At 62.3% G+C, this 11,452-nt stretch carries 13 protein-coding genes; 8 read left to right on the top strand and 5 right to left on the bottom strand.

The genetic code is table 11. The features are described from left to right. Positions 1–51: 51 nt before the first annotated feature. From J7G73_RS03140 to J7G73_RS03120, 5 genes are all read left to right on the top strand, one after another. Positions 52–2,295, top strand: a complete 2,244-nt coding sequence (locus tag J7G73_RS03140) for a penicillin-binding transpeptidase domain-containing protein (protein ID WP_291245191.1) — start codon at positions 52–54, stop codon at positions 2,293–2,295. A gap of 154 nt (positions 2,296–2,449) precedes the next feature. Further along, positions 2,450–3,544: an FtsW/RodA/SpoVE family cell cycle protein gene (locus J7G73_RS03135; protein WP_291245205.1), complete on the top strand. Its 1,095-nt coding sequence runs from the start codon at positions 2,450–2,452 to the stop codon at positions 3,542–3,544. Positions 3,545–3,655: 111 nt separating this feature from the next. After that, positions 3,656–4,933, top strand: a complete 1,278-nt coding sequence (locus tag J7G73_RS03130; protein WP_291245190.1) for a UDP-N-acetylglucosamine 1-carboxyvinyltransferase — start codon at positions 3,656–3,658, stop codon at positions 4,931–4,933. Positions 4,934–5,123: 190 nt separating this feature from the next. After that, positions 5,124–6,284, top strand: coding sequence for a cell division protein FtsZ (gene ftsZ, locus J7G73_RS03125; protein WP_087295787.1), 1,161 nt, complete (start codon positions 5,124–5,126; stop codon positions 6,282–6,284). An 84-nt stretch (positions 6,285–6,368) separates the two neighbouring features. Next, positions 6,369–7,352 (top strand): hypothetical protein, encoded by a 984-nt coding sequence (locus J7G73_RS03120; RefSeq protein WP_291245189.1) that lies wholly within the window; start codon positions 6,369–6,371, stop codon positions 7,350–7,352. Between the two features lie 75 nt (positions 7,353–7,427). On the opposite strand, the gene J7G73_RS03115 is transcribed toward J7G73_RS03120, so the two are convergent. From J7G73_RS03115 to J7G73_RS03105, 3 genes are all read right to left on the bottom strand, one after another. Further along, entirely contained in the window at positions 7,428–8,006 is a 579-nt protein-coding gene (locus J7G73_RS03115; RefSeq protein WP_291245188.1) for a hydrolase, read from the bottom strand. After that, entirely contained in the window at positions 8,006–8,227 is a 222-nt protein-coding gene (locus J7G73_RS03110; protein WP_058967105.1) for a PC4/YdbC family ssDNA-binding protein, read from the bottom strand. Before J7G73_RS03110 ends, J7G73_RS03115 begins: the two co-directional genes overlap by 1 nt. A gap of 143 nt (positions 8,228–8,370) precedes the next feature. Then, a complete protein-coding gene (locus tag J7G73_RS03105; RefSeq protein ID WP_291245187.1) occupies positions 8,371–8,601 on the bottom strand; it encodes a hypothetical protein in 231 nt (76 codons plus the stop codon). 120 nt (positions 8,602–8,721) lie between these two features. On the opposite strand from J7G73_RS03105, the gene J7G73_RS03100 reads away from it, so the two are divergent. Beyond that, positions 8,722–9,375: a DUF3267 domain-containing protein gene (locus J7G73_RS03100; RefSeq protein ID WP_291245186.1), complete on the top strand. Its 654-nt coding sequence runs from the start codon at positions 8,722–8,724 to the stop codon at positions 9,373–9,375. 20 nt (positions 9,376–9,395) lie between these two features. Further along, entirely contained in the window at positions 9,396–9,764 is a 369-nt protein-coding gene (locus tag J7G73_RS03095) for a nuclear transport factor 2 family protein (protein ID WP_291245185.1), read from the top strand. 123 nt (positions 9,765–9,887) lie between these two features. Here J7G73_RS03095 and J7G73_RS03090 read toward each other — a convergent pair whose 3' ends face one another. Further along, entirely contained in the window at positions 9,888–10,511 is a 624-nt protein-coding gene (locus J7G73_RS03090; protein ID WP_291245184.1) for a TetR/AcrR family transcriptional regulator, read from the bottom strand. 48 nt (positions 10,512–10,559) lie between these two features. Next, positions 10,560–10,913 carry a dihydropteridine reductase gene (locus tag J7G73_RS03085; RefSeq protein WP_291245183.1) on the bottom strand — a complete coding sequence of 118 codons (354 nt, stop codon included), beginning with the start codon at positions 10,911–10,913 and terminating at the stop codon, positions 10,560–10,562. A 174-nt stretch (positions 10,914–11,087) separates the two neighbouring features. On the opposite strand from J7G73_RS03085, the gene J7G73_RS03080 reads away from it, so the two are divergent. Next, positions 11,088–11,452, top strand: a 365-nt coding sequence (locus tag J7G73_RS03080) for a helix-turn-helix transcriptional regulator (protein ID WP_291245182.1), incomplete at its 3' end; no start/stop codon positions are given.

Raw genomic sequence — 11,452 nt, 5'->3', positions numbered from 1 at the left:
CATCACAGCCCCCCTTCGGCTCATATAAATGAGCGAAGGGGGGCGATTTTTTTGCAAAAACAAACACCGCAGGCCGCCCAGGACCGGGGAATGAAGCTTCGCACCCGGCTGGCGGCCGTTTTTTTTGTGGCCGTGTGTTTTTCCACTCTGGTGGGGCGGCTTTGGTATCTACAGATCCATGAATACGATTTTTATGCCCAGCGGGCCGCGGGCCAGCAATTGCGGGACAGTGTGGTCCCCGCACCAAGGGGCGACATCCTGGACGCAAACGGTACCCCGCTGGCGGTATCCGCCAGCTGCTGGACCATCCGGGCAGTGCCCCGGGAGATGGCGGACGAGGATGTGGCCGAGGCCTCCGCCGCGCTGGCGCAGCTGCTGGAGCTGGACGAGGCAGACGTGCTGGAAAAGCTGAGCCAGCGCAAAAGCAACGACGCGCTGCTCAAGCGCCGGGTGAATCAGGAAACCGCCGACGCGGTGCGTGCCGCCTGCCTGGAGAACGACTGGCAGGGTATCCTCATCTTGCAGGACACCAAGCGCTGGTACCCGGAGGGGGATTTTGCCGCCAGCCTGCTGGGCTTCACCAACGTGGACAATCAGGGCGTGGCCGGGCTGGAACTGGAATACAACAGCCTGCTCACCGGGCAGGACGGCCGGGTGCTCAGCGCCAAGAACGCCTGGGGCTACGACATGCCCACCGACTACGACACCTATGTGGAGCCGGTGCAGGGCAACAGCCTGAAGCTTACGGTGGATGTGAACATCCAGCATTATCTGGAAAACTACCTCTCTGCGGCGGTGAAGGAGTATAACGTTTCCGCCCGCGGGGTGGGTATTGTGATGGAGGTGGACACCGGCCGCATCCTGGCCATCTCCACAAAGCCGGACTACGACTCCAACGAGCCCCGGGTAATTCAGGACGAAACGGTGCGCGCTCAGGTGGATGCCCTCACCGGCGAGGCGCGGGCCCAGGCCCTCACCCTGGCCCAGCAGACCCAATGGCGGAACAAGGCGGTGAGCGATCTGTACGAGCCGGGCTCAGTGTTCAAGCTCATCACCGCTGCCGCCGCACTGGACGCGGGCGTGGTCACCACCGGCGACAGCTTTTTCTGCGGCGAGTCCTACGGGGTGTCGGGGGTGAGCTTTCACTGTGCCAACCGCAACCAGCACGGGCCCCAGAATCTGGCCCAGGCACTGCAGAACAGCTGCAACCAGAGCTTCATCCAGATCGGCCAGCGGCTGGGCAAGGAGACATTCTGCGATTACTTCGCGGCCTTTGGCCTGCGGGAGGCCACCGGCATTGACCTGCCCGCCGAGCCCGCCAAGAGCGAGTTTTACACCGCTGACCGGATGGGTCCGGTGGAGCTGGCAAGCTGCGCTTTTGGCCAGTCCAGCAAGATCACGCCCATCCAGGTCATCACGGCGGTGAGCGCCATCGTGAACGGCGGCAAGCTGATGCAGCCCTACGTGGTGGAGCAGGTGGTGAGCCCGCAGGGGGATGTGGTGCAGCAGACCGAACCCACCGTGAAGCGGCAGGTCATCAGCGCGGAGGCCAGCGCCACCATGTGCCAGCTGATGCAGAGCGTGGTGCTGGAAGGGGGCGGCAGAAACGCCTATGTGGCGGGCTATGCGGTGGGCGGCAAATCCGGCACCAGCCAGAAGCTGGACTCGGAGGATGAAAAAGCCCGGGTGGCCAGCTTCATCGGGGTGGCTCCCATCGAGGACCCGCGCATCGCGGTGCTCATTGTGCTGGATGAGCCCCATACCTATACCACCAGCGGCGGTACGCTGGCGGGCCCGGTGGTGGCCCGGGTGATCGAGGACACTTTGGAATATTACGACACCCCCCGCAATTACAGCCAGGCGGAGAAGGAGCGGATGGAGGCATCCGTGCCGGATACCACCGGCAAGAATGCGGAGCACGCGGTGGCTCAGCTGCAGGAAAGCGGCTTTGCGGCCAAGGTGCTGGGCAGCGGCGATTCGGTGGTGGAGCAGTACCCGGCCGCCGAGCAGACCATGCCCCGGGGCAGCACGGTGCTGCTGTATACCGAGGAGGGCATGGAGCTGCTGGCCACCCAGGTGCCCGCCACGGACGGCCAGAGCCTGACCCAGGTGCAGGCCAGCCTGCAGCAGGCAGGGCTGAACCTGCAGGCGGTAGGAGCGGTGCAGAGTGAGGCGGCGGTGGCGGTGAGCCAGAGCCTGCCGGCGGGGGAGAGCGCGGTCATGGGCACGGCGGTCACGGTGGAATTCCGGGACCCCACCACCCCGCCGGACGGCGACGATGTGCAGCCGGAATAGCAGACGGCGCGCCGGTCCATACTGCCACAAAACGAGCCGAAAAAAGGAGGAATGCTCCATGGAGCAGATCCGGCAACACCGGGGCGGGCAGCAGGCCGATCCCGGGCCGACCAAACGTTTTTTTCGGGAGCTGCTGGGCTACCGGCTCCCGCCCATGGACTTGCCCTTTCTGGTGCTGGTCCTTACGCTGGTAGCCTTCGGGCTGGTGATGCTGTACAGCGCCAGCTATGCGGTGGCCCTCTACCGCCGGAATGACGCCTTCGCTTACATCCGGCCGCAGCTGCTGTTCGCGGCGGTGGGGCTGATCGCGTTGTATCTGGCCAGCCGGGTGGACTACCACATCTATCACAAGCTGGCCTGGCCCATGCTGGGCCTTTCGCTGGTGCTGCTGGTGGTGGTGCTCTTCATGCCGGAATACAACGGCTGCAAGCGGTGGATCGTGCTGCCCGGCCTGGGCACCCTGCAGCCCAGCGAGATCGCAAAATTTTCCGTGATCCTCACCTTCAGCCACATCATCTCGCTGAACCACCAGCGGATGAAGCGGTTTTCGGTGGGAGTGCTGCCCTTCGCCGCCATTCTGGGGGTGCTGGCGGTGCTCATGCTGCTGGAGCCCCACCTTTCCGGCACTCTGCTGCTGTTCGGCATCGGGGCGGTGCTCATGTTCGTGGGCGGCACCGGCATGCGCTGGTTTGCCCTGGCGGGCGGGCTGGGCGTGGCGGCCATCGCCGGTGCGGTGATTTTGCTGCCGGATCTGGTGCCCTACGCGGCGGACCGGCTGTCCAGCTGGATTGACCCCTTTTCCGACCCGCTGGGCGATGGACACCAGACCATCCAGAGCCTGTACGCCATCGGCAGCGGGGGAGCCACCGGTCTGGGGCTGGGCAACAGCCGCCAGAAGTACCTGTATGTGCCCGAGCCCCAGAACGATTTTATCTTCTCCATCCTCTGCGAGGAGCTGGGTTTCGTCGGGGCCTGCCTGGTGATTCTGCTGTTTGTTCTCCTTTTGCTGCGGGGGGCGGTGATTGCTCTGCGCGCGCCGGACAAATTCGGGGCCCTGCTCACGGTGGGCTTTGTGGTCCAGGTGGTGATGCAGGCTGTGCTGAACATGGCGGTGGTCACCAACACCATCCCCAACACCGGCATCAGCCTGCCCTTTTTCTCTTCCGGCGGCACCAGTCTGATGATGCTGCTGGGCGAGATGGGAATCGTGCTCTCGGTGAGCAGGCAGGGCCTGCAGGAAAAATATTAGACGGCCACTTTTTCTCGACAGAAAAACTTTCTCTGCTTTTTTCACATCAAAACCCCCGGTCACATACAGTGGGCTAAACGATTGAAAATCCAGCAAAAAGGGGCGATTGATGTGGGGGAGTATCTGAAGATCACGGGCGGGCGGCCGCTGTTCGGGCAGGCAGTTGTGCCCGCCGCAAAAAACAGCGTTCTGCCGCTGATTGCGGCCAGCATGCTGTGCCGGGGCGAAACGCTGCTGCGGCAGGCGCCGGCTCTGGCGGATGTGGAGCAAAGCCTTGCCATTTACACCGCCCTGGGCGGGCAGGTGCAGCGCCAGGGCCAGGCGGTTCGCCTGCGGGCGGACGGCGCGCAGGGCCGGGGCATTCTGCCGGACGGTCCGGCCCGGTCCATGCGCAGCTCGGTGTTTTATCTGGCTCCGGCGCTGCACCGCTTCGGCCGGGTGCAGATGCCCATGCCCGGCGGCTGCAAGCTGGGGCCACGGCCCATCGACATCCATCTGGAGGGTCTGAGCCGCATGGGCGCACAAACCCAGTGGGAGGACGGCCAGCTGGTGCTCACCGCCCCCCGGGGCCTGCACGGAGTGGACTATGCCCTGCGGCTGCCCAGCGTGGGAGCCACCGAGACGCTGCTCATGGCGGCGGTGCTGGCCAAGGGCGAAACGGTGCTGCGGGGCGCGGCCCGGGAGCCGGAGATCGTGGATCTGGCGGAGTATCTGTGTGCCTGCGGGGCCTCGGTGCAGGGGGCGGGCAGCCCGGTAATTCGGGTGCAGGGCAGGCCGGAGTTGCAGGGCACCGCCTACACCCCCATCCCGGATCGGATCTATGCAGCAACCCTGGCGGCGGCGGTGGCCAGCGCGGGCGGTCAGGTGCGCATCCAGGGCTGCCCGGCGGAATTTCTGGAGCCGGTGCTGGCGGTGCTGGAGCTGGCGGGCTGCGGAGTGCAGCGGCTGGATCGGGCCTTTCTGGTGGAGCGCAGCCGAACCCTGAAAGGGGTGGGCCGGGTGTATACTGGGGTGTATCCGGCGTTCTGTACCGATGCCGCCCCGGTGGTGGCCGCGGCCCTGCTGTGCGCCGCGGGCCGCAGCGCCGTGGAGGACACGGTGTTTGAAAACCGTTTCGCCTGTGCCGCCGGCTTTGCGGCCATGGGGGCCCAGGCCTGCCGGGCGGGCCGGGCGGTGGAGATCACCGGGGTGCGGCGGCTTACCGGCACCAGCGTGGAGGGCAGCGACCTGCGAGGCACCGCCGCCCTGGTGGTGGCGGCACTGGCAGCCAGCGGCGAGAGCCGGGTGTCCGGCCTGGAACACCTGCGCCGGGGCTATCTGGGCCTGCCCGCCACCCTGCAAAGTCTGGGGGCAAAGGTGCAGCTGGCGGTGCAGGAGGTCGGGGAGTGACAGCATCTTCCCGAATCCGTGGAAAAAACTGTGAAATGGCCGCATTCTTGCACTTGAATTTATGTGCATTATCTGGTACTCTATTAATAGCTGTATTGATGATTATAGTGGCCTATGTATGCCCGGCACGCTTTGCGCTGGGGCACGGCCTGATCCAATAGACGGAATAATACTTTAGGGGGAAGTTTCAATGGCATTCGTTCTCGATGAAGAGATGCAGAATATCACAAACATCAAGGTAATCGGCGTGGGCGGAGGCGGCGGCAACGCCGTGAACCGCATGGTGGAGGCCGGTCTTCAGGGCGTGGAGTTCATCGCCATGAACACCGACCAGCAGGCTCTGCTCAAGAGCCACGCCACCCAGAAGGTGCAGCTGGGCGCCAAGCTGACCAAGGGCCGCGGCGCGGGCGCTGATCCTGAGATCGGCCAGCGTGCCGCCGAGGAGAGCAAGGACGAGATCGCCAGCGCGCTGAAGGGTGCGCAGATGGCCTTCATCACCGCCGGCATGGGCGGCGGCACCGGTACCGGCGCTGCTCCCGTGGTGGCCGAGGTCGCTCACGAGCTGGGCATCCTGACCGTTGGCATCGTGACCAAGCCCTTCGCCTTTGAGGGCCGCCGCAAGATGAGCCTGGCCGAACAGGGCATCACCGCGCTGCTCATGCACGTGGACAGCCTGATCGTGATTCCCAACGAGCGCCTGAAGCTGATCAGCCAGGAGAAGATCACCCTGATGAACGCCTTCGAAGCGGCCGACAACGTGCTGCGTCAGGGCGTGGAGAGCATCTCCAGCCTGATCAACATTCCCGCCTTCATCAACCTGGACTTCGCCGACGTGCGCAGCATCATGAAGGATGCCGGCTACGCCCACATGGGCGTGGGCAGCGCCAAGGGTGCGGGCAAGGCGGAGAACGCGGCCAAGGCGGCCATTTCCAGCCCGCTGCTGGAGACCAGCATCTCCGGCGCCCGGGGCGTCATCATCAACATCACCTCTTCTCCGGACATTGGCCTGGAGGAGGTGGAGCAGGCTTCCAGCCTGATCACCCAGTCCGCTCATCCGGATGCAAACATCATCTGGGGTACCGCGTTCGACGAGAGCATGTCCGACGAGATGCGCGTGACCGTGGTGGCCACCGGCTTCGAGAACGTGGGCAGCAATGTGCCCGTACCCGAGCGTCCGGCGGCTTCCAGCTCCACCGGTATGCCTTCCGCGGTGTTCAGCAGCGATTCCAGCGCCTCCAGCGTGAGCGGTTCCACCGTTTCCGGCAGTGTGGGCGCTTCCTCCAGCACCGAGGATGACGATGACCGGGATTACTTCGATCAGATCATGGGCCTTTTGAACAAGCGCAAATAAACAGTGAAGTTTCGGGCCCCGCGGCATTTTTGTGCCGCGGGGCCGGTGTTTCTTGCGGAAATAACAGCGAGGAGGGGCTGCCCCATGTCAGAGCAGCAAAAACCGGGAGAATTCAAAACAGCGGTGGTAGGCGGCTTCAAAAAGGCCGATGTGCTGGCCTATATTGAACAGCTCACCGCCCAGAACCAGGCGGAAAAGCAGGCGCAGCAGCAGGCGGCGGACAAGCTGCGTGAGGAAGTGGAGCAGCTGAAAAAGGACAAGCAGCTCCTGGTGGACAAGACCCGGGAGGTGTGCGACAAGCTGGCCGCCCAGGAAAAGCTCACCGCCCAGGAGACCGAGCGGGCCAGCGGGCTGGCAAGCCAGCTGCTCAGCGCCCGGGAAAATGCCGATACTTACCAGAAGCGCCTCTGTGCCAAGGAGCAGGAAACGGTAGTGCTGCGGGCCGATCTGCAGAATCTGCAGCAGCTGCTGGCCAGCCGCCAGCAGGAGGTGGAGCAGGCCCGCCAGGCAGTGGAAGCAGAGAAGCAGGCCTGTGCCCGTCAGCTGGATCAGCAGCAGGCCAGCTTCCGGGAAAAGAGCGAGCAGCAGGCTGCCGAAATGCTGAAAAATGTGGAAGAGCGGGGTCGCAGTCTGGACCGGCGCTTCCAGGAGCTGGAGGAGAAAAAGCTGGCCCAGCGCCAGCAGCTGGCCGCCGAGCGTCAGCGTCAGCTGGACTACGCCCGCGCCGAGCAGGCCCGCCTGGCCGACAGCAGCCGCCGTGTGGCCGAGAGCATCCGGGAGCTGCGCCAGCAGCTGGCCCAGGTGGATGCCCAGATCAACCAGGCAGCCCAGCAGCTGCAGCAGGCCACCGGCAGCATCTACGATGCACTGGGCGAGACCCAGCAGAGCCTGGACCGGCTGGAAAGCCAGGCGGCCCGGTATCCTCAGCCTGCCTCCGCAGGCAAGCCCCGGCATGGAGCGGCAGCGCCCAAGGCGCCCAAAAGCCCCGAGCAGCCGCCCAAGCCCCCGAAGGCAGCCTCCCGCAGCCAGAACCTTCTGAACCTGCTGGACAAGCTGCTGCAAAAGTAAAGGATAGAAAGAAAAAAGCATGGAGCGGAGATCCGTTCCATGCTTTTTGTTGTTTGTGGGGAAGAGGCGGACCGGTCAGTGGCGGCCGGTGCCCTTTTCCATCAGATAGGTGGCGGTCAGGTCCGCCATGTGCAGCTTCACCGCCATCGGATAGGCATCGTAGGCCTGGCTGATGGCCCAGCTGCCGCCCCGGGCAGCATCGTCAAAGCCGCCCATGTGCCAGCGGATGGCCACCGCCTCGGCAGGTTTGAGCCGCACGAAGCGCTCGATGAGAAACACACTCTTTTCGCCGTGGCCGAAGGGGAACTGGTCCTCCACATTGAAGGTGGGAACCTTTTCCCACTGGCCGGTGGCCTCGTTCTTCACGTTGCGGGTGCCCGCCTTATAATAGTTGGCCTTGCACAGATCGTGGAGCAGGGTGCACAGGGTCACGCTCTCCAGATTGTCCACGCTTTCCTCATAAAAGCGGTCCATATAAGCCTTGTACACATTCAGGCTGTGCATCACCAGGCCCTGCTCGCAGGCCCCGTGAAACCGGGTAGAGGCAGGTGCGCGGAAGAAGTCGGTGCCGGCCAGCCATTCCAGCAGCTTGTCCACGCCGTGGCGCTGCACCTGGCTGGAAAGCAGGCTGCAAAAATCCTCCTGGTAGCCCATTACAGCTCCAGCTCTTCCAGAATGCCCTTCAGGATGGCCATCTCGTCGTGGCTCAGGCTGATGCCCTTGCCCATCTTGGTGCCGTCCGGGGACCAGTCGCGGATGTCGTATTTGGGCTCGCGGTCGTTCCAGCTCACCATGTTCAGCTGGCGCTCCCAGCCGTTGGCGCTCTGGGACAGCACAGCGATGCGTTCAGTGATCTCATATTTGAATTCTGCCATGGAAAATATCCTTCCTTCATCCATAATTTGAAGAGGCCAAAAGCCCCCCTTGGGTGTTATCAGACCTTATTGTAATGGATGAGAGGGAAGAATGCAAGCCCTAACTGGTAAAATCAGGGGAACAGTAGCTGCCGGACGGAGCTTCAGCCCCGGGGAAACTGCTCCTTGCTCTTCTGCTTGCTGTGCACCGTGGCAGCATTTTCCACCCAGCCCTCAGGGCCGGGCGCAGCCTGCTGGCCGGTGTAGGCCAGATCCGGCTGCAAGGCGCCCTCGGCCCGGGCCTTCTGGGCGCTGCGGGAAGGCCCGATGCAGCCAGAGGAGCCGGTTTGACGACGGCCCGGTTTGGGGGATGAAGCGGGTTGTTTGCGTGACATTGCGGTCACCTCCTTGCCCTTAGCCTGCCCCGATGCGGGCGGTGTTATGCCATTGGAATCCCCGGAGAAGATGTGCTATAATGGCGTCAGAAAACACAGAGAAGCAAGGAGGATGGAACAATGGAGCAGCAGCCGGGCCGGAAGCTTTCCCGAAGGGAACAGGCGCGCTTGGAGGATTTTCAGCGCCTGAGCGGGCAGATGAGGCAGCAGGGTTACCGGAGGGTGGACCTGGTGGTGGATGTGGTGCAGGCCAACGTAATGGCAGTGGTGGTCATGCTGCCCTTTCTGGCTGCAGCGGCAGTGCTCTTTTTCGCCTTGAACCCGGTAGGAGAGGTATACATCCCTCTTTCCGGGATGGCGCTCTGGCTGCTGGCATTTTTGGTGCTGGTAGTGCTGCACGAGGCCATTCATGGTCTGACCTGGGGGCTGATGGCGCCCCATGGTTTCAAGGCCATCGCCTTCGGTGTGATCTGGCAGATGCTCACACCCTATTGCACCTGCAACGACGGCCTGAAGCGCTGGCAGTACCTGCTGGGCGGTTTGATGCCTACCCTGATTCTGGGGTTCGGGCTGGCGGGGCTTGCCACCGCGCAGGGCAGTTTGTGGCTGTTTTCGCTGGCGGAGGTGATGATTCTGGGCGGCGGTGGGGATTTCCTGGTGGTGTTCAAAATGTTGCGCCACCCGCAAAAAGAAGGCGCTGTGTACTACGACCACCCTTACGAATGCGGGCTGGTGGTCTTTGAACCAGAAAATGGCGATGTGCCTGCCGCCTGAGGAAAGGGGAGTCAGAGGACATGGATGTGGAGCGCTACTGGCGCGCCGCGCTGGCGCAAAATGCACAAGAGATGCGGCCCTTCTTCCGGGAAGATGCGGTGATTCGCTGGCTCAACACCAATGAGCAGTTCACGGTGGAGGAATTTCTCCGGGCCAATTGTGAATACCCCGGCAGCTGGGACGGCCGGATCGAACGGCTTGAACAGACCGGCAGCTTGCTCATCACAGCAGTGCATGTGTATTCCCGTGACAAAACGGTCTCCTGTCATGTGACCTCTTTTTTTCAAATTGAGAAGGACCGGATTGCCGCGCTGGAGGAATACTGGGGCGACGACGGCCCGCCGCCTCGCTGGCGGCAGGAAATGGGCATCGGAAGGGCCATCCGGTAAAGCGGCACAATATAAAAAGGAAAAAGCTCCCCGGCTGTGCGGCCGGGGAGCTTTTTCGTTGGGGAAGAGAAGGGTCAGGGCTCAGGGAGCATGCGGATCACCACATTGCCGGCGTGTTCCACATCAGCGGTGGTGCGGGGGAAGACTGCCTTCACAGAGGGCTATGTCGGGCCGGGCAACGCACTGCCGCATGATGGCGCTGATCTTCTGGATGGAATCCGCGCAGTCATTCTGCAGCCACTGGTCCACAATGGCCATCAGGCCGTGGATGTAAAAGGCCATCAGATACGCCCGATTTTCCTCCGGAACCTGAAATTGCTCCAGAATGGGGGAGAACACATGGCGGAACATCCGCTGGTATACCTGGTCCAGCCGCAGAACGGCGGATTGCTCCATGGCTGTGCGGAACAGCCGCTTGTTCTGCGCAATGTAGCTCAGATAGGGCTCCAGGTATTCCGGTGTGATGAAATAGGCCCGCCCGGCGGAAAGAGGCGTATCACTGGCCGCAAAGGGCTCGGTGCGCTGGCGCATATGGTCCAGAAAACGTTCGGTCATATACTGCACGCTCTCGGCCAGCAGATCACCGATGGTTTCGTAATGCAGATAAAAGGTGGACCGGTTGACCCCGGCCTGCTGGCAGATTTCCTTCACGGTGATATAGGGCAAGTCCTTCTTTTCCAGCAAAGCCAGGAAGGCCTCGTCCATCCGTGCTGCGGTGCTGAAATATTTGCTTTCCGTCTTGTTCAAGAAATTGCATCTCCTTTTGTCTGCGGGCAAGGCCCGGCCGGTTTTGGTTTATGCTTCGCTGATCTCTTTTGCCAGCTCCATGATTTCAAAGGCGTATTTCTGCTTGCCCTTGGCCAGCAGGTGTTTGTAAAGCGGGTAGTTCAGGCCCATTCCGGCCAGCCCGACGATGCCGATCAGCACGCCCAGCACGAACATTGCGTTGCTGCCGCTGCCGATGATCCGCATGGAAAGGCACATGCCCACGCCGGTGATGAGGGCAGTGCAGATGCCCAGGGAATAGGTGAAAACGGTTGCGGGCAGCTTTGCCTGTGCGTCCAGCTTGCGCAGCGCGATCACCTTGGAGTGATTCTTCGGTGCGTATTCGTTTGCCAGTTGTTCCGCGTAAATTTTGTCAGTATTCATAGCACATTGGCCTCCTTTGTTGTGATGGCCTTATTGTACCAGTCCTGCGCAAAAGGCGGAACAACACGAACCGGCTGCCGTGTTGGGCACAGTGTGGCAGAAAACGCAAGTTCGATCAAGCAAAATCCAGTGCTGGCGGGTATAATGAGAGCAGAAACGCAGGAGGGATAAAGCATGAGCGAACAATGGCAGAAAAAGATCCAGCATATCGTGGACCGGATCGACGATTGCATCCGGAATAAAAACGATGAATCTCTGACTTTGAAACTGCTGGCGCAGGAGTTTGGGTATTCGGAATTTCATTTTTCCAGAAAATTCAAGGAAATCTCCGGTATGCAGTTTCGGGATTATCTTCGCTGCCGAAGGCTGGCATTTGCGCTCAAGGAGCTGCGCGACACGGAGAAAAGCGTGCTGCAGATCGCGCTGGACCACGGCTTTTCCTCCCACGAGGCCTTCACTCGCGCATTCCGGGAGGCCTATGGGCTCACTCCCAGCGAGTACCGCAAGCATCCGGTACCGGTGGCGCTGCGCACGATCCT

Origin of the sequence: Allofournierella sp., assembly GCF_017889395.1 — a bacterium.
GTDB lineage: Bacteria > Bacillota > Clostridia > Oscillospirales > Ruminococcaceae > Allofournierella.
This window is presented reverse-complemented; position numbering and strand designations above follow the sequence as displayed.